Origin of the sequence: Sphingobium salicis subsp. salicis, from assembly GCF_049472635.1 — a bacterium.
Classification (GTDB): domain Bacteria; phylum Pseudomonadota; class Alphaproteobacteria; order Sphingomonadales; family Sphingomonadaceae; genus Sphingobium; species Sphingobium yanoikuyae_A.
In genome coordinates, this window is record NZ_JAYRCS010000001.1 from 793,644 (window position 1) to 812,554 (window position 18,911).

Below are 18,911 nucleotides of genomic sequence, written 5' to 3' on the forward strand. Positions count from 1 at the left end.
GCCATGATGACGACCCGTTTCGCCCGCCGCCAGGCGCTCGGCCTGCTCGCCTCTACCTCCGCGCTCGCCGCCGCCCCACTGGCGGCGAAGGGGAAGGGCGGTCCGCTCTACAAGGATGCTTCGGCCCCGATTGACCTGCGCGTGCGCGACCTGCTCGGCCGCATGACTCTGGAGGAAAAGGTCGGCCAGATCATCGCGCTCTGGGCAACCAAGGCCGACATCATGGATGATCTCACCTTCTCGCCTGCCAAGGCGAGCAAGGCCTATCCCGCCAGCTTCGGTCAGATCACCCGCCCGTCCGACCGGCGCGGCGCGCCCAATGGATCGACCCAGGCCGGCGGCGTCGGCGCGCGCTGGCGCACTCCGGCCGATACCGTCGCCTTCATCAACGCCGTCCAGAAATGGGCGGTAGAGGACACCCGCCTCGGCATCCCGATCCTCTTCCACGAGGAATCGCTGCACGGCTACATGGCGACCGACGCCACCATGTTCCCGATGGCGATCGGCCTTGCCGGCAGTTTCGACCGCCAGCTGATGACCGATGTCCAGTCGGTTATCGCTCGGGAGGTCCGCGCGCGCGGCATCCATCTCGCCCTTTCGCCGGTGGTCGACATCGCCCGCGACCCGCGCTGGGGCCGGATCGAGGAAACCTTTGGCGAAGATCCCTATCTCTGCGGCGAGATGGGCGTGGCCGCCGTGCTGGGCCTGCAGGGGGAGGGCAAGCAGATCGGCCCGGACAAGGTCATGGCCACGCTCAAGCATATGACCGGCCATGGCCAGCCGCAGGCGGGCGAGAATATCGCGCCCGCGCCGATCAGCGAGCGCGAACTGCGCGAGAATTTCTTCCCGCCCTTCCGTCAGGTGGTGAAGCGCACCGGCATCGCCGCCGTCATGCCCAGCTATAACGAGATTGACGGTGTCCCCAGTCACCAGAATAAATGGCTGCTCGGCGACATTTTGCGCGGCGAATGGCATTTCGATGGTGCCGTGGTCAGCGATTATGGCGCCGTCCCCGAACTCGACACCATCCACCATGTCCAGCCCGACCTGGAGGCGACGGCCCGTGCCGCGCTCCGCGCCGGGGTCGATTGCGAGCTGCCCGATGGCCTGGCCTATCGCACGCTCGTCGAACAGGTCCGCGCCGGAAAAGTGCCCCTTGAGGCCGTCAACCTCGCCTGCACGCGGATGTTGACGCTCAAGTTCCGCGCGGGCCTGTTCGAAAATCCCTGGCCACGCGCCGATTATGATGCGCTCACCGGCAATGCGGAGGCGCGCGCTCTGGCGCTCAAGGCGGCGCACAAGTCGATCGTTCTGCTGAAGAATGACGGTATCCTGCCGCTCAAGCCCGGCGCCCATCGCAAGGTGGCCGTGATCGGCCCCAATGCCGCGATCGCGCGGCTGGGCGGCTATTCCTCGATCCCGCGCCAGGCGGTTTCGCTGCTCGATGGCATCAGGGCGAAGCTCGGCAACCGGGCGGACATCGTCCATGCCCAGGGCGTCTTCATCACCCAGAGCGAGGATCGCTCGGTGGACGAAGTGCTGCTGGCCGATCCGGCGAAGAACCGCCAGCTGATCGCCGAAGCGGTCGAGGTCGCGAAGACCGCCGACATCATCCTGCTGGCCATCGGCGACACCGAACAGACCAGCCGCGAAGGCTTTGCCAAAAACCATCTGGGCGATCGCACCAGCCTCGATCTGGTCGGTGAGCAGAATGATCTGTTCGCCGCAATGAAGGCGACCGGAAAGCCGGTGGTGGTGTGCGCCATCAACGGCCGCCCGCCCAGCTATCCGGCCGTGGTCGATGGCGCCAATGCGCTGATCGAATGCTGGTATCCGGGGCAGGAGGGCGGCACGGCCATGGCCGACATATTGTTCGGCGACGTCAATCCGGGTGCCAAGCTGCCCGTCACCGTCGCGCGCGACGCCGGCCAGATCCCGATCTTCTACAACCGCAAGCCATCCTCGCGGCGCGGCTATCTCTTCGCCGACGCCAGCCCGCTTTTCCCGTTCGGCTTCGGCCTCAGCTACACCAAATTCGCCTTCGGCCCGCCGCGCCTGTCGGCCAGCCGCATCGGTGTGGGCGGCGACGTGACGGTGGAGGTCGATGTCCGCAATGTCGGCAATGTCGCGGGCGAGGAGGTGGTGCAGCTCTATGTCCATGACCAGACCGCCTCGGTCACCCGCCCGCTCAAGGAGTTGAAGGGCTTCGAGCGGATCGCGCTGGCGTCCGGCGAAAGCCGCACCGTGCGCCTGACCATCGGCCCGGAAGCCTTCGCGCTGTGGAATCTCGACATGCAGGAGGTGGTCGAGCCCGGCCTGTTCGACATCATGGTCGGGCCGGACAGCGCCACGCTTCAGACCGTCACATTGGAAATCGCCTGACGGTATTGGCCTGACCAATATCGTTGAAGGAATTTTGATTATCGCCTATGGCCATGATTGGTCATACCAGTTTTAGGGGAGCATCCATGCCCAAGATTACCGGCGCCAAGGTCATTGTTACCTGCCCTGGCCGCAATTTCGTCACCCTCAAGATCGAAACCGAAGAGGGCGTCTATGGTCTGGGCGATGCGACCCTCAACGGCCGCGAACTCTCCGTCGCCTCCTATCTGCAGGACCATGTCATTCCCTGCCTGATCGGCCGGGACGCGCACCAGATCGAGGATATCTGGCAATATCTCTACAAGGGCGCCTATTGGCGCCGCGGCCCGGTGACGATGTCGGCCATCGCCGCCGTTGACACCGCGCTCTGGGACATCAAGGGCAAGATTGCCGGCCTGCCGGTCTATCAGCTACTCGGTGGCGCCAGCCGCGAAAGCGTCATGGTCTATGGCCATGCCAATGGCACGACGATCGAGGATACGGTCAAGGTTGCGCTGGAATATCAGGCCCAGGGCTACAAGGCGATCCGCATCCAGTGCGGCGTCCCCGGCATGGCGTCGACCTATGGCGTGTCGAAGGACAAATATTTCTACGAACCCGCCGACGCCGACCTGCCGACCGAAAATGTCTGGAACACCAGCAAATATCTGCGCGTCGTGCCGGAACTGTTCAAGGCCGCGCGCGAAGCGCTGGGCTGGGACGTGCATCTGCTGCACGACATCCATCATCGCCTGACCCCGATCGAGGCCGGGCGTCTGGGCAAGGATCTGGAACAATATCGCCCCTTCTGGCTGGAAGATGCGACGCCTGCTGAAAATCAGGATGCGTTCAAGCTGATCCGCCAGCACACCACCACGCCGCTGGCCGTGGGCGAGATCTTCAACTCGATCCATGATTGCCGCGAACTGATCCAGAACCAGCTGATCGACTATATCCGCGCCACTGTGGTCCATGCCGGCGGCATCAGCCATCTGCGCAAGATCGCCAACCTCGCCGATCTCTATCAGGTCCGCACCGGCTGCCACGGTGCAACCGACCTGTCGCCGGTCTGCATGGCCGCTGCGCTGCACTTCGACCTGTCGGTGCCCAATTTCGGGGTGCAGGAATATATGCGCCACACGCCCGAGACCGATGCGGTCTTCCCCCATGCCTATACATTCGAAAACGGCGCCATGCATCCGGGCGACAAGCCGGGCCTGGGCGTCGACATCGACGAGGAACTGGCAGCGAAATATGAATATAATCGCGCCTTCCTGCCGGTGAACCGGCTCGAAGACGGCACCATGTTCAACTGGTGATCGCTTGACCTGCTTTGGCCACTCCACTCCGTCATCCCCGCGAAAGCGGGGATCCATCTCCTGTCATAGCCCCAATCGCGAGGTCCGGAGGTGGATTCCCGCGTTCGCGGGAATGACGAAACATTGTCGGAGTGGCCAATGACCACGATTCCCAAACCGTCCGGAAAGGTCCGCTGGATCGTCTGCGGCCTGCTCTTTGCGGCGGTGGTGCTGAGCTATATCGACCGGCTTGTCCTGCCGACGCTCAAGCCCGATCTGCAGGCCCGCTATGGCTGGAGCGAGAGCGGCTATGCCGATCTCGCCATCTGGTTCCAGGCCGGATACGGCATCGCCTATGTCGCCTTCGGCCGGCTGATCGACCGGATCGGCGCGCGGGCCGGCTATGCGCTGGCGGTCGGCCTGTGGACCGTCGGCCATGTCATGCACATCTTCTTCACCTCGACCGCCGGCATGCTGTTCGCCCGCATTCCGCTGGCGATCGGCGAGGCCGGCACCTTCCCGGCGGCGATCGCCGCCACCAATGAATGGTTCCCCAAGAAGGAACGGGCCTTCGCCATCGGCATCTTCAATGCCGGCTCCAATGTCGGTGCGATCCTGACGCCGCTGATCGTCCCGGTCATCGCCGTGACGCTGGGCTGGCGCTGGGCCTTCATCCTCACCGGCCTGCTGACGGTCTTCTGGCTCGCCGCCTGGCTGGGCTTCTACCGTCGCCCGCGCGAGAAGAAGGGGCTGAGCGCCGAGGAACTGGCCTGGATCGAGGCGGACCCGCAGGAACCGGCCCGCCCGGTCAAGTGGCGCACCCTGTTCCGCTATCGCCAGACCTGGGCCTATATGACCTCGCGCTTCCTGATCGATCCGGTCTGGTGGACCTTCCTCTTCTGGCTGCCCGATTTCTTCAACAAGCAATATGGCGTGAAGATGCTGGACTTCGGCCCGCCGCTGATCGCCGTCTATCTGCTTGCCGATGTCGGTTCGGTCGCGGGCGGCTGGCTGTCGTCGCGCCTGATGGGCCGGGGCATGGCCATCAATCGCGCCCGCAAGACGGCGATGTTCTGCGCCGGGCTTTGCGCCCTGCCGATCGCCTTCGCTGCGCAGGCGCCCAGCATGTGGATTGCGGTCGGCCTGATCGGCCTCGCCTGCGCCGGGCATCAGGGCTTCTCGGCCAATGTCTATGCGCTGCCGGGCGATCTCTTTCCGCGCTGGATGGCGGGGTCGGTGGTCGGCCTTGGCGGGCTGGCCGGCGCGATCGGCGGCATGCTGATGGCCAAGTTCGCCGGCATCATCCTGGAAACCGTCGGCAGCTTCCAGCCGATCTTCATCGTCGCATCCTGTGCCTATCTGCTGGCGCTGCTGGTGCTGCACCTTATCGTCCCGCGCTATGCGCCCGTGACTCTCTCGCAAGAGGCTGCCTGATCCTGTGACCCGTCTATCGTCCGCCACGCTCGCCGGCCTGCCCGCCGATATCGTCCGTCCCGGCTATGATCGCGCGGCGGTCCGTCCCGGCGTCGTCCATCTCGGCATCGGCGCCTTCAACCGCGCGCACCAGGCGGTCATCTTCGATGATGCCCTGACCGCCGGCGACCTGCGCTGGGGCGTGATCGCCGCGTCGCTGCGGTCGCCCGGCGTGCGCGACCAGATGATGCCGCAGGATTGCCTCTACACCATGCTGGTGCGCGATGGTTCGGCCGAGCAGGCGCGCATCATCGGCGTGGTCAGCCAGGTACTGGTCGCCCCGGAAGACCCGGCCGCATTGGTCGCCGCGCTCGCCGCGCCCGACACCCATATCGTCACCCTCACCGTGACCGAGAAGGGCTATAAGCTCGACCCTGCGACCGGCGCCCTGATCGAGGGCGATCCCCAGCTCGCCGCCGACCTCGCCTCGCTCGCCGCGCCACAGGCCGCGCCCGGCTTCCTCGTCGCCGCGCTCGCCGCGCGCCGGGCCGCGGGCCTGCCGCCCTTTACCGCGATCAGCTGCGACAATCTGCCGCACAATGGCACCCGGCTGCGCAACGCCGTGCTGGCGCTCGCTGCCCGGCACGATCCGGCGCTGGCCGACTGGATCGCGGCAGAAGGGGCCTTCCCCGAAACCATGGTCGACCGCATCGTCCCCGCCACCACTGACGCCGACATCGCCGCGCTCGCCGGCCGGCTCGGCGTCGAGGATCAGGCCATGGTCAAGACCGAACCCTTCCTGCAATGGGTGATCGAGGATAAATTCTGCGGTCCGCGCCCGGATTTCGGCGCCGGGGTTCAGGTGACCGCCGCCGTCGCCCCCTGGGAGGAGGCGAAGCTGCGCCTGCTCAACGGCGCGCATAGCGGCATCGCCTATCTCGGCGGCCTCGCCGGCATCGACCATGTCCATGAAGTGCTCGCGCTGCCCGAAGCCCGGCATTTTGTCGAAACCCTGTGGGACGAGGCGCAGACCACCCTGTCGCCGCCGCCCGAACTGGACGTCGCCGCCTATCGCCGCGAGCTGATGGCGCGTTTCGACAATCCGACCCTGCAGCATCGCACTCGCCAGATCGCGATGGACGGATCGCAAAAGCTGCCCCAGCGCCTGCTCGCCACCATCGCCGCGCGGCTGTCGGCAGGGCAGGGGATCGATGCCCTGTCGCTCGCCGTCGCCGCCTGGGTCCGCTGGCAGGCCGGCGTTGATGACCGGGGCGAAGCGCATGTCGTCGATGATCCGCTCGCCGCCGCCATCGCCGCCCGGCTGGCCGGTGCATCCTCTACGCCAGCACGGGTCGACGCGATCCTCGCCTTCGACGCCGTGGTGCCCGCCGACCTTGCCGGCAATGCCGCCTTCCGCGCCGCGCTGATCCGCTGGCTCGCCATCCTCGAAGCCGACGGCGCCCGCGCCGCGCTCGCCCAGCTCTGACGGAGCCCCTGATGAAGACCCTGCGCACCATCCTGCTCGCCACCTGCCTGCTCAGCCCCACGACGCTGCTGGCCGCGCCGCGCGACAGCGTCTCGATCAGCCGCGACTGGCGCTTCACCAAGGGCGATCCCGCCGGCCTGACCGAGGATTTGCGCTATGATGTCCGTCCGCCGATCGAGGATGCCGGCGACGGCAAGGTGGCCGACGCCCGTCCCGACGCGGCGGTGCAGGTGGACGACAGCGGCGCGCGGGTGCTCAAGCCCTGGATATTGCCCAGCGCCAATCCCTTCATCGCCGATCCCGCCAAACATCACACCCGTCCCGCCGGCAATCCGGGCGGCACCGTCTCCTATGTCCAGCCCGGCTTCGACGACAGCGGCTGGACCCATGTCGACCTGCCGCACGACTGGGCGATCGCTGGCCCCTTCATCAAGGACGGCCCCTATGGCGGCATGGGCCGCCTGCCCAGCTGGGGCATTGGCTGGTATCGCAAGGCGCTGACCATCCCCGCCAGCGACAAGGGCAAGTCGATCTTCCTCGATGTCGAAGGGGCGATGTCCTACGCCACCGTCTGGCTGAATGGTCGGCTCGTCGGCGGCTGGCCCTATGGCTATAACAGCTTCCGCCTCGACCTTACCCCCTATGCGGTGCCGGGCGGGCAGAACCAGCTGGTGATCCGGCTCGACAATCCCCAGGCGTCGGCGCGCTGGTATCCGGGCGGCGGCCTCTATCGCGACATCTATCTCACCACCACCAACAAGGTCCATGTCGGCCAGTGGGGCAGTATCGTCCGCACGCCGCAGGTCAGCAAGGCGCAGGCCAGCGTGGACCTCAGCCTCACCCTCGACAATGACGGCGACACCCCGGCGCAGGTCGAGGTGGCGACTGCCCTCTATGCGATCGACGCGACTGGCAAGCGCGTCGGCCGCCCGGTCGCCAGCATCGCCCGCCAGTCCACCAGCATTGCTCCCCATGGCAAGGCGGAGCTGAAGGGCAGCACGATCCTCAGCAACCCGCGCCTCTGGGGGCCGCCGCCGACGCAGGCGCCCAACCGCTATGTCGCCGTCTCCACCGTGACCCAGGGCGGCAAGCTGATCGACAGCTACGAGACCCGCTTCGGCGTGCGCGACATCAAGTTCGATCCCGACAAGGGCGTGATCGTCAATGGCGAGCAGATCCCGCTGCGCGGCGTCAACAATCATCATGATCTCGGCGCGATCGGCGCCGCCTTCAACGCCCGCGCGGCCGAGCGCCAGCTCGAAATATTGCGCGACATGGGCACCAACGCCGTGCGCATGAGCCATAATCCGCCCGCGCCCGAACTGCTCGAACTCACCGACCGCATGGGCTTCCTGGTGATGGACGAGGTGTTCGACAGCTGGGAGAAGAAGAAGACCCCGCACGACTTCCACCTGATCTTCCCGGATTGGCATGAGGCCGATGCGCGCGCCATGCTGCGCCGCGACCGCAACCATCCCTCGATCATCATCTGGAGCATCGGCAACGAGGTTGGCGAACAATATGATGGCGAGGCGGGGGCGAAGATCGGCCGCGAACTGGTCGCCATCGCCCATCAGGAAGACCCGACCCGTCCCGCCACCAGCGCGATGAACTATGCCAAGGCGGACATGCTGCTGCCGACCACCGTGGACGTCATCAGCCTCAATTATCAGGGCGCCGGCATTCGCGGCATCGTCGGCCAATATCCCGCCTTCCGCGCGAAATTCCCGGACAAGCTCATCCTGTCCACCGAAAGCGCCTCGGCCCTTTCCAGCCGCGGCGAATATATGTTCCCGGTCGCCGGCGCGATCAGCGGCCCGGTCCGTCCCTGGTCGGGCGGCAATCCCGACACGCATCAGGTGTCGGCCTATGAGATGCATGCCGCCGATTTCGGCTCCTCGCCCGACCGGGTCTGGGCCGCCGATGACCAGAACCCCTATGTCGCGGGCGAGTTCGTCTGGACCGGCTTCGACTATCTCGGCGAACCGACCCCCTATTACACGTCGCGCAGCAGCTATTCCGGCATCCTCGATCTCGCCGGTTTCCCCAAGGACCGCTTCTGGCTCTACCAGGCGCGCTGGCGGCCGGACCTCAAATTCGCGCATATCCTGCCGCACTGGACCTGGCCCGACCGCGTCGGCCAGATCACGCCCGTCCATGTCTTCTCCTCGGCCGACGAGGCGGAACTGTTCGTCAACGGCAAGTCGCAGGGCAAGGTCAAGAAGCGCGATTATGAATATCGCTTCCGCTGGGACTATGTCGTCTATGAACCGGGCGAGGTGAAGGTCGTCACCTGGAAGAAGGGCCAGCCCTGGGCGACCGAGACGATCCGCACCGTGGGCGAGGCGGCGAAACTGTCGCTGACCGCCGATCGCAGCGCCATCGCCGATGACGGTCGTGACCTCAGTTTCGTCACGCTCAAGATCCTCGACAAGGACGGCAATGTCGTCCCTGCCGCCAAGCAGGACATCCGCTTCTCGATCGAGGGACCGGGCGAGATCATTGCCACCGACAATGGCGACCCGACCGATCTGACCGCCTTTCCGTCGCATGATCGCAAGGCTTTCAACGGCTTGGCGCTAGTGATCGTGAAGGCCAAGCCGGGCGAGAAGGGGCGGGTAACCGTCCGCGCCAGCGCACCGGGCCTGACCGCGGCGCAGGCCGTCATCAGCACAAATGCCACAGTCCGCTGAAAATTAATAACGTTACCATTTTCGCCCGTCCCATATCTTGACAATTGGGACGGGCACTTTATTGGTCTGCATCTGATAGCGCTACCAGATACGCCCACCGGATAGTCGGGGGCAGCGCTCGGGGAGAGGTTGTATGAACGTTTCACGCCATCATAATATCCGTGCGGCCCTGTTCGCCGCATCCGCCTTCGGTGCGCTGGGCCTGGCCCAGGCCGCCGCTGCGCAGGATGCCGCCGCACCGGCCGAAACCGCCGCCGCGCCGCAGGACAGCGAAACCGCCGACATCGTCGTCACCGGTATCCGCGCCTCGCTGGAAAGCGCCACCAACGCCAAGAAGAATGCGGTTGCCTTCGGCGACTCGATCTTCGCGGAAGATATCGGCAAGCTGCCCGCCACCAACCTCGCTGAAACGTTGAACCGCATGCCCGGCGTGCGCCTCAACCGCGACATCAACGGTGAAGGCACCCAGGTCGCGATCCGCGGCCTTGGCCCCAGCTTCACTCGCGTGCTGCTCAACGGTTCGCAGCTTCAGGTCGCATCGGATGGCGGCACCAACGGCGGCAGCGCCAACCGCGAAGTCGATCTCGACTTCTTCCCGTCGGAACTCTTCACCCGCCTCGACCTCGCCAAGAGCCCGTCGCCCTCGACGCTCGAAGGCGGCATCGCCGGCACCGTCAACCTGCGCAACGCCCGTCCCTTCGACAAGGAAGGCACCCATGTCACCGTCGTGGCGCAGGGCCAATATACCGACAATAACGACAAGTTCAGCCCGCGCGGCGCGATCGTCGCCAGCCACACCACTGACACGTTCGGCATCCTCGTCGGCGTTGCCGGCGTGAAGACCAAGACCCGCGTCGATGGCTTTGAATCGGTCGGCTGGACCGACGGTAATCTCGGCACCGGCGACGCCGGCGGCAATAATTTCTCCTGGGCCTCGGTCGTTCCCAACAATACCGGCCATGGCCTGGTCGCCGGCCAGCCGGTCGATGTCGTCGCCACGTCGGGCCTCACCCGCGACCAGCTCAGCACCGCGCTGATCCCGCGTCTCGGCCGCAAGAGCCTGACCGAAGGCGATCGCTCGCGCATCTCGGCGCTGGCCTCGCTCGAATGGCGCCCGTCGGATGAGCTGCATTTCGCCCTGGACGGCATCTGGGCCAAGTCCAAGCGCGACTACAGCAAGGTCAACATGAACTGGCAGGTCCGCAACTCGGGGCCGGGCACCAGCGCCCAGTCGACCGGTGGCATGGTGCCGATCGACCTGACCGTCGATGACAATGGCGTCGTCACCAGCGGCACCTTCGCCAACTCCTCCTATTTCCTCGAAGCCAGCCTGTTCAAGCAGACGACCAAATTCTGGAACGTCAACCCGAGCGTCAGCTGGCAGCCGACCGAGGATCTGAAGGTCGACCTCAGCGCCAACTGGTCGAAGAGCCGCTTCTTCCGCGAACAGCCGACCTGGGCCTTCCAGACCACGCCGCAGTCGGGCGTCGAAACCTATTATGACAATACCGGTGGCGACTATCCGTCGATCACCAGCAATCTCGACCTCAACGATCCCAACAATGGCAGCTGGCAATGGTATCGCCAGAATATCCAGCTGGTCCGTCGCAAGACCGAGACCAAGGGCGCGCATCTCGACGTGACCTATGGCGATGACATGTTCAACGTGAAGGTCGGCGGCGCCTATGATCAGGCGACCCGGTCGATCCGCGCCTATGACAACAGCACCGCCTATCAGCTGTCGGTCTGCGGCACTGGCTGCACCGGCGCCGCCGGCACCGTGCCGACCAGCGCCATCGCCCAATATCTGCGCAGCTCCTCGACCGCCGGCTTCATCGTGCCGGACTTCGATGCGCTCAAGCAGGCCACCAACTATGCCAGCTATCGCGACAGCGCGCCCGAAGCACGCGGTGCTGTCACCGGCGGTGCGACCGGCGACATGGATGAAAAGGTCTGGGGTGCCTATTTCGAACTGAACGGCGTCACCACCATTGCCGGCCGCGACCTGCACATCAACACCGGCATGCGCTACGCCCACACCGACCAGCTGGTCGTCGGGCCGAGCCAGGTCGGCACGGAGATCGTCGACATCACCTCGTCCTCGACCTACGAGAATTTCCTGCCGTCGATCAACCTGACCTATGATGTCGCCGACAATGTGAAGCTGCGTGCGTCGGCCTCGCGGACGATGACCCGCCCGGATGCCGGCGCGATCCTGCCGGGCATCACCTTCTCCGATCCTTCGGCGCTGACCGCCACGGCGGGCAACCCGAACCTCAAGCCCTACACCTCGGACAATTATGACCTGGGCGGCGAAATCTACACCGGCGGCATCGGTTATGTCGGCGTGTCGCTGTTCATGAAGAATATCCAGGGCTTCACCGTCACCACCTCCGAACAGGTTGCCTTCGGGTCGCTCAACATTCCGTTCGACAGCCTGATCTCGACGCAGCAGAACGCCCTCAACGACCGGTCGCTCCAGACCGGCATCCCGGTCGCTCAGCTGCCGATCACCGTGAACCGTCCGGTCAACCTGCGCGATCTCAAGATCAAGGGTATCGAAGCGACCTGGGTGCAGCCGCTCGACTTCCTGGTGAAGGGCCTCGGCTTCTCGGCCAACGGCACCTATCTCAAGCAGTCCTCCTCGTCGGGTCTGGTCGCGACCGGCGTGTCGCCCTGGAGCTACAACCTGCAGGGCTTCTATGAAAATGGCGGTCTGTCGGTCAGCGTGAACTATGTCTGGAATGACGAGGCGATCGCCGTGAACGGTCCGCAGAACGGCATCAACGGCGCCGACCTCAAGTCCGACGCCCGTGGCCAGCTCGACATGTCGGCCGGCTATCAGCTGCCCTTCTTCAACAAGGCGCTGCGCCTGACGCTCGATGTGCTGAACATCACCGACGAGCCGATCCGCACCACCTTCGAATATTCGAACGCGGCCTATTCTGTCTATTATCCCGGCCGCACCGTGCTGGCCGGTATCCGGGCCAACTTCTGATCCTCCCCCAGGGATGCACTGACAGGGCCGGCGGCAACGCCGGCCCTTTTTCTTGGGAGTCGTTGGGAGCGCGGTTCGGCGTAGGGCAGGGCCTTCCAATGTTGGAGGATATTTGGTCTACCCTTGGCCATGAACCCGTCCTCGCTGATCCCTTTGCCATGACCTTGTCGTGACCCGGTCGTCGCGTCCCTGTCGCCTCATGGGTGCGTCACTGGCGCGTGGCCGTGACCCTGGTGTCGCGTCACCGGCGCGTCGCAGGTCGCGGCCGGCCCGGAAAGGCGCGGAAATGCGTCAACGCCTGCCGCACGACACTGTGAACTTCGATAGTGTGACCCTCATATGCCCATTTGGGGGACGTGCTGCTCGCCATCCCCGACCGAAAGGAAGCCGATGATCCGCCCCTTGTTCGCCAGCCTGCCGCTGGCCCTGCTGCTGGCCCAGCCCGCCATGGCAAAGACCTGCACGCCGACCTGGGTGTCGGGCTGGGCCTCCTCGCAATTCCGCCCGACCGGCGACGCCGCGCTGCCCGCCGGCACGCTCAAGGACCAGTCGCTGCGCCAGATCGTCCGCCCCTCGATCGCCGGCGAACGGCTGCGGGTGCGCATCTCCAACCTCGCCGGCACGGCGCCGCTCCATATTGCCGGCGTCAGCATCGCCCGTGCCACTACCAGCTCATCGCCGGCGATCGATCCCGGCACGCTCATTTCGCTGCGCTTCGATGGCAGCCCGGACCTGACCGTGCCCGCGGGTGCCGATTATCTCTCCGACCCGGTATCGCTCCCGGTTGCCGCGCTCGACAATATCGCCGTCACCATCCGCTATCAGGGCGAACCGGAACAGACATCGCATCCCGGCTCACGCGCCACCTCCTGGCATCTGCCCGGCGATCATCTGACCGACACGGTGATGGCAGGGGCGTCGAGTTTCGACCATTGGTTCAATCTAGCCGCGCTGGAGGTCGAGCGCTGCGCGCCCGCACGGCTGGTTGTGGCGCTGGGCGACTCCATCACCGATGGCAAGGGTTCGACCACCAACGGCAATGATCGCTGGACCGACCGGCTCGCCCAGCGGTTGCAGGCGGACCCCAAGCGCCGCGACATCGCCGTCGTCAATCAGGGGATCGGCGGCAACCGGCTGCTGAATGACGGGCTTGGCCCCAATGCGCTCGCCCGGCTCGACCGCGATGTGCTGGCCCAGCCCGGCGTCACCCACCTGATCCTGCTGGAAGGGGTCAATGATCTTGGCACCCTGACCCGCGATGCGCCCGTCAGTGGCGAGGACCACAAGGCCCATGTCGCCCGCATCATCGGCGCCTATCGCCAGATCATCGCCCGCGCCCATGCGCGCGGGATCAAGGTGATCGGCGCTACCATCATGCCCTTCGTCGGCAACGATTATTATCATGCCGATGCCCAGAATGAGGCGGACCGGCAGGCGGTCAATGCCTGGATACGCACGCCGGGTCATTTCGACGGGCTGGTCGATTTCGACCGCGCCACCCGCGATCCCGCGCGCCCCGACCGGCTGCTGCCCGCTTATGATGGCGGCGATGCGCTCCATCCCAATCCGGCCGGCTATCGCGCTATGGGCGACGCCGTGCCGCTGGCCCTGTTTGATTAACATGCCTTAACCGCGTGATCGCCATCACGCGGCTTTTACGTAAAATCCGCTACGTCTCCCGCGAAAGGGATGACGGGTGATCGAAAAAGCGCCGAGGAAATATCGTCTGCAGGACTATGCCAATGCAGAGGCTGACGTCGCGTTTCGCAGCGATCAGGACGTGCTGGAGATCTGGCGTTCGACCACCGACTATCAGCGGCTGACCCCGCATCAGAAGGCGGCGCGAGCCGAACTTCAGCGGCGCGGCATCCGGGTGGAAGGGGCTTCGGTCCCGCGTTAACGGCGCGGCCGCTTGCTGCCGGATTCCAGCACCGTCTCCATCGCCACGAAGGTCGATGTGCTGGCGACGTGGGGCAGGGCGGAAATCTTCTCGCCCAGCACCATGCGATAGCGGCGGATGTCGGACGTGCGGACCTTGAGCAGATAGTCGAAATTGCTCGCCAGCATATGGCATTCCTCGACCTCCGGGATGCGCCTTACCGCCGCATTGAACTCGCGCAGCGCGCTCTCCCGCGTGTCGCTCAGCTTCACCTCGGTAAAGGCGACATGGTCCATCCCCAGCTTGGCCGGATCGACGATCGCGCGAAAGCCGCGAATGACGCCACTCTCCTGCAACCGCTTCAACCGCACCTGGCAGGGCGTCTTGGACAGGCCGACGCTGGCGGCCAGATCGGTCACGGTCATGCGGCCATCCTCGACCAGCGCGGCGATGATACGGCGGTCGAACTCATCCATTTCGACCATGGCAGGCTTGTTGCTCATGCAATTTGCCTATCATGCCGCCATTAATAAGTCACTTTGGCATTTATCGGGGCATTCATAAGACGGAATGAAATGCGCCGATCGGATATTCTGGTCGCATGACCGACCAGCATCCCTTTGCCGCCTTCGCCCCCGCCATCCGCGACCAGTCGCCGCTGCGCCGGGCGATCACCGCCGCCTATCGCCGGGACGAGGCCGAGTGCCTTGCCCCGCTGCTCGACGCGGCGACCCTGCCCGACGCCACTCGCGCCGCCGTGGCGGACACGGCGCGCCATCTGGTCACTACCCTGCGCGCCAATCACAAGGGCACCGGGGTCGAAGGGCTGGTCCAGGAATATTCGCTCTCCAGTCAGGAGGGCGTGGCGCTGATGTGCCTTGCCGAAGCGCTGCTGCGCATTCCCGACAACGACACGCGCGACGCCCTCATTCGCGACAAGATCGCCGACGGCGACTGGAGTTCGCATCTGGGCGGCGGCAAGTCTTTGTTCGTCAACGCCGCGACCTGGGGCCTGGTCGTCACCGGCAAGCTGGTCGGCAGCGTCGACGATCGCGGCCTGGCGGCGGCGCTCGCTCGCCTGGTCGCCCGCGCTGGCGAACCGGTGATCCGGCGCGGCGTCGATCTCGCCATGCGGATGATGGGCGAACAGTTCGTCACTGGCGAGACGATCAAGGAAGCGGTCAAGCGCGCCAAGGAACTGGAGGCCAAGGGCTTCGCCTACAGCTATGACATGTTGGGCGAGGCGGCGACCACCGCCGCCGACGCCGCACGCTATTATGCCGATTATGAAAAGGCGATCCACGCCATCGGCAAGGCGTCGGCCGGTCGCGGCATCTATGCTGGCCCCGGCATCTCGATCAAGCTGTCGGCGCTCCATCCGCGCTATGTCCGGGCGCAGGCCGACCGGGTGATGGGCGAATTGCTGCCGGCGGTTAAGCAACTCGCGCAGCTGTCGAAGCGCTACGACATCGGCCTCAACATCGACGCGGAGGAAGCGGATCGCCTCGAACTCTCGCTCGACCTGCTCGAAAGCCTGGCGCTCGATCCCGACCTTGCCGGCTGGGATGGCCTGGGATTCGTCGTCCAGGGCTATGGCAAGCGCTGCCCCTTCGTCATCGACTGGATCATCGATCTCGCCCGTCGCGCCGATCGCCGGATGATGGTGCGTCTGGTCAAGGGCGCCTATTGGGATGCGGAGATCAAGCGCGCGCAGGTCGATGGCCTCGCCGATTTTCCGGTCTATACCCGCAAGGTCCATACCGACGTCGCCTATGTCGCCTGCGCGAAAAAGCTGCTGGCCGCGCCCGACGCCGTCTTCCCGCAATTCGCGACCCATAATGCCCAGACGCTCGCCACCATCTACCAGATGGCCGGGCCGGACTTCGCGATCGGCAAATATGAGTTCCAGTGCCTGCACGGCATGGGCGAGCCGCTCTATGAACAGGTCGTCGGCAAGGACAAGCTGGACCGCCCGTGCCGCATCTATGCGCCGGTCGGCACGCATGAGACCTTGCTCGCCTATCTCGTCCGCCGCCTGCTGGAAAATGGTGCGAACAGCAGCTTCGTCAACCGCATCGCCGACCCCGATGTCTCGATCGAGGAGATGATCGCCGACCCGGTCGAGATCGTTCGCGCCATGCCGCATCCCGGCGCCCGGCATGACCAGATCGCCGCGCCCGCCGGTCTCTATCCCGATCGCCGCAATTCCGATGGCATCGACCTCAGCGATGAAGGCGCGCTCGCCGCGTTGACGCAGGCGCTGCAGCATAGCGCCACCATCGCCTGGACCGCCGCGCCCGAGGGCGGGGAAGGGGAAGCCCGCCCGGTCTGCAACCCCGCCGACCATCGCGACATTGTCGGCACCGTCTGGGAAGCGAGCGCCGACCACGCCCGTGCCGCCGCGATCCGCGCCGCCAACGCCTGCTGGCCCAACACGGCCGTCGCCGATCGTGCCGTCCTGCTGGAGCGGGCGGCCGACGCGATGCAGGACCGGATGCCGGTGCTGCTCGGCCTCATCATGCGCGAAGCGGGCAAGTCGCTGCCCAACGCCATCGCCGAAGTGCGCGAGGCGATCGACTTCCTGCGCTATTATGCGGCGCAGGCACGCGGCACCTTCGGCCCGGATCAGGCGCCGCTGGGGCCGATTGTCTGCATCAGCCCGTGGAACTTCCCGCTCGCCATCTTCACCGGACAGGTCGCGGCGGCACTGGTCGCCGGCAATCCGGTGCTGGCCAAGCCCGCCGAGGAAACCCCGCTGATCGCGGCCGAAGCCGTGCGCCTGCTGCATGAAGCCGGCGTGCCCGGCGATGCGCTGCAACTGCTGCCCGGCGACGGCCGGATCGGCGCCGCGCTGGTCGCTGCGCCGGAAACGGCAGGCGTCATGTTCACCGGCTCGACCGAGGTCGCCCGGCTGATCCAGCGCCAGCTCGCCACCCGCCTCTCGCCCGCCGGCAAGCCGATCCCGCTGATCGCCGAGACCGGCGGCCAGAATGCGATGATCGTCGACAGTTCGGCGCTGGCGGAACAGGTGGTGGCCGACGTCATCGCCTCCGCCTTCGACAGCGCCGGCCAGCGCTGCTCGGCACTGCGCATATTGTGCCTGCAGGAGGACGTCGCCGATCGCACCCTTACCATGCTGAAGGGCGCGCTCAGGGAATTGCGCATCGGCCGCACCGATCGGCTCGCGGTCGACACCGGCCCGGTCATCACGGCCGAGGCGAAGGCGGGAATCGAACAGCATATCGCCGCGATGCGCGCGCTCGGCCGGAAGGTCGAGCAGCAGGAACTGCCCGAGGAGGCGGCGCACGGCACCTTCGTCGCGCCGACCATCATCGAACTCGACAGCATCGCCGACCTCACCCGCGAGATATTCGGCCCGGTGCTGCACGTCATCCGTTTCCGCCGCGAGCGGATGGATGCGCTGGTCGATGCGATCAACGCCACCGGCTATGGCCTGACCTTCGGCCTGCACACTCGTCTCGACGAGACGGTGGCGCGCGTCACCGCGCGGGTGAAGGCCGGCAATATCTATGTGAACCGCAACGTCATCGGCGCGATCGTCGGGGTTCAGCCGTTCGGCGGGCGCGGCCTGTCGGGCACCGGACCCAAGGCGGGCGGGCCGCTCTATCTCGGCCGCCTGACCCGCACCGCGCCGGTCTTTGCCGAGCGGGTCGGCTATCTCGCTTCGCCGATCCATGATTTCGTCAGCTGGCTGGAGGCGCAGGACGATCATGAGGCGGCGGCGGTCGCGCGCCATTATGGCGATGCGTCGGCGCTCGGCGTCGAACTGGCGCTGCCCGGCCCGGTCGGCGAGACCAACCTCTATGCGCTGCATCCGCGCGGCCTGCTGCTGCTGCGTCCCGGCACGCGGCGCGGCCTGCTGGCCCAGATGGCCGCCGTGCTGGCAACCGGCAATCGCGCTGTGATCGAAGGGGCGCCGCTGCCGCAGGGCCTGCCCGCCAGCGTCGCCGCTCATTTCCTCGCCCAGCCCGACGCGCCCTTTGCCGCGATGCTGGTGGAGGGGGATGCCGACCAGATCCTCGCCGCAACCCAGGCGGTGGCCGAACTGGACGGGCCGATCGTCACCGTCCATGCCGCCGCGCCCGGCGACGAGCGCGCCTGGCATCTCGACTGGCTGCTGGAGGAGGTATCGACCTCCATCAACACGACCGCCGCGGGCGGCAATGCCAGCCTGATGATGATCGGCTGATAATGAAAAGGGCGGCCCGCAAAGGCCGCCCTTTTTCTTTGTGCCGGATTGCCGCGCGTCAGGCGACGCTCAGGCGCACCTCGATATTGCCGCGCGTGGCGTGCGAATAGGGGCAGATCGTGTCCGCTTCGGTGACCAGCGCCTCGGCAGCACCCTTGTCGACGCCCGGCAGGCTGATTTCCAGCGCGACGTCCAGGCCAAAGCCCTTGTCGCTGCGCGGGCCGATGCCGACCGTGGCGGTGACGCTGGCGTCGGCGGGCACGCGGGGCAGGTCCTTGTCCTGGCTGGCGGCGAACTTCATCGCGCCCAGGAAGCAGGCGGCATAGCCCGACGCGAACAGCTGTTCGGGATTATTGCCCTGGCCATTGCCGCCCAGTTCCTTGGGCGTGCCCAGCGTCACCGCGAAGCTGCCGTCGGTGGTTGCGGCCTTGCCGTCACGGCCGCCGGTTGCGGTGGCGCTGGTGGAATAGAGGATCTTGCTGCTCATCGATCGGTCCTTTCATTTAATCATCTACGATTAAATCGTGTGCGATATATATGTGCCTGCCGATGTGAGTCGTCAACCCTTGCGAT

General features: G+C 66.0%; 11 protein-coding genes. 9 read left to right on the forward strand and 2 right to left on the reverse strand.

The genetic code is table 11. The annotated features are described in order from the left end of the window. Positions 1-3 precede the first annotated feature (3 nt). From VHN57_RS03955 to VHN57_RS03990, 8 genes are all read left to right on the forward strand, one after another. On the forward strand, positions 4-2,382 hold the full coding sequence (locus tag VHN57_RS03955; protein WP_278985641.1) for a glycoside hydrolase family 3 N-terminal domain-containing protein: 2,379 nt from the start codon (positions 4-6) through the stop codon (positions 2,380-2,382). Positions 2,383-2,468: 86 nt separating this feature from the next. Then, positions 2,469-3,680, forward strand: coding sequence for a D-mannonate dehydratase ManD (gene manD, locus VHN57_RS03960; protein ID WP_136187742.1), 1,212 nt, complete (start codon positions 2,469-2,471; stop codon positions 3,678-3,680). Positions 3,681-3,818: 138 nt separating this feature from the next. Further along, the gene (locus VHN57_RS03965) at positions 3,819-5,093 is read left to right on the forward strand and encodes an MFS transporter (RefSeq protein ID WP_017502191.1); all 1,275 of its coding nucleotides are present in this window, start codon (positions 3,819-3,821) and stop codon (positions 5,091-5,093) included. Positions 5,094-5,097: 4 nt separating this feature from the next. Beyond that, positions 5,098-6,558: a mannitol dehydrogenase family protein gene (locus VHN57_RS03970; protein WP_423282842.1), complete on the forward strand. Its 1,461-nt coding sequence runs from the start codon at positions 5,098-5,100 to the stop codon at positions 6,556-6,558. Positions 6,559-6,569: 11 nt separating this feature from the next. Further along, positions 6,570-9,251, forward strand: a complete 2,682-nt coding sequence (gene galB, locus VHN57_RS03975) for a beta-galactosidase GalB (protein WP_278985639.1) — start codon at positions 6,570-6,572, stop codon at positions 9,249-9,251. 133 nt (positions 9,252-9,384) lie between these two features. Next, positions 9,385-12,249 (forward strand): TonB-dependent receptor, encoded by a 2,865-nt coding sequence (locus tag VHN57_RS03980; RefSeq protein WP_423282844.1) that lies wholly within the window; start codon positions 9,385-9,387, stop codon positions 12,247-12,249. 390 nt (positions 12,250-12,639) lie between these two features. Then, positions 12,640-13,869, forward strand: coding sequence for an SGNH/GDSL hydrolase family protein (locus VHN57_RS03985; RefSeq protein WP_278985638.1), 1,230 nt, complete (start codon positions 12,640-12,642; stop codon positions 13,867-13,869). Between the two features lie 76 nt (positions 13,870-13,945). Further along, positions 13,946-14,149: a hypothetical protein gene (locus VHN57_RS03990; protein ID WP_010337253.1), complete on the forward strand. Its 204-nt coding sequence runs from the start codon at positions 13,946-13,948 to the stop codon at positions 14,147-14,149. Here VHN57_RS03990 and VHN57_RS03995 read toward each other — a convergent pair. Further along, positions 14,146-14,631: an Lrp/AsnC family transcriptional regulator gene (locus VHN57_RS03995; protein ID WP_004211443.1), complete on the reverse strand. Its 486-nt coding sequence runs from the start codon at positions 14,629-14,631 to the stop codon at positions 14,146-14,148. The two genes, VHN57_RS03990 and VHN57_RS03995, sit on opposite strands and share 4 nt — an antisense overlap. A gap of 98 nt (positions 14,632-14,729) precedes the next feature. On the opposite strand from VHN57_RS03995, the gene putA reads away from it, so the two are divergent. Beyond that, positions 14,730-18,338: a trifunctional transcriptional regulator/proline dehydrogenase/L-glutamate gamma-semialdehyde dehydrogenase gene (gene putA / locus VHN57_RS04000; RefSeq protein WP_423282847.1), complete on the forward strand. Its 3,609-nt coding sequence runs from the start codon at positions 14,730-14,732 to the stop codon at positions 18,336-18,338. A 58-nt stretch (positions 18,339-18,396) separates the two neighbouring features. Here the strand turns inward: putA and VHN57_RS04005 are convergent, their stop codons facing one another. Continuing rightward, entirely contained in the window at positions 18,397-18,825 is a 429-nt protein-coding gene (locus tag VHN57_RS04005) for an organic hydroperoxide resistance protein (RefSeq protein WP_278987973.1), read from the reverse strand. Positions 18,826-18,911 lie beyond the last annotated feature (86 nt).

Bases quoted from the DNA above. Each gene is read 5' to 3' on its own strand.
- VHN57_RS03980 (WP_423282844.1), top strand. From the start codon at position 9,385: ATGAACGTTTCACGCCATCATAATATCCGTGCGGCCCTGTTCGCCGCA.
- putA (WP_423282847.1), top strand. From the start codon at position 14,730: ATGACCGACCAGCATCCCTTTGCCGCCTTCGCCCCCGCCATCCGCGAC.
- VHN57_RS03965 (WP_017502191.1), top strand. From the start codon at position 3,819: ATGACCACGATTCCCAAACCGTCCGGAAAGGTCCGCTGGATCGTCTGC.
- manD (WP_136187742.1), top strand. From the start codon at position 2,469: ATGCCCAAGATTACCGGCGCCAAGGTCATTGTTACCTGCCCTGGCCGC.
- galB (WP_278985639.1), top strand. From the start codon at position 6,570: ATGAAGACCCTGCGCACCATCCTGCTCGCCACCTGCCTGCTCAGCCCC.
- VHN57_RS04005 (WP_278987973.1), bottom strand. From the start codon at position 18,825: ATGAGCAGCAAGATCCTCTATTCCACCAGCGCCACCGCAACCGGCGGC.
- VHN57_RS03955 (WP_278985641.1), top strand. From the start codon at position 4: ATGATGACGACCCGTTTCGCCCGCCGCCAGGCGCTCGGCCTGCTCGCC.
- VHN57_RS03985 (WP_278985638.1), top strand. From the start codon at position 12,640: ATGATCCGCCCCTTGTTCGCCAGCCTGCCGCTGGCCCTGCTGCTGGCC.
- VHN57_RS03995 (WP_004211443.1), bottom strand. From the start codon at position 14,631: ATGAGCAACAAGCCTGCCATGGTCGAAATGGATGAGTTCGACCGCCGT.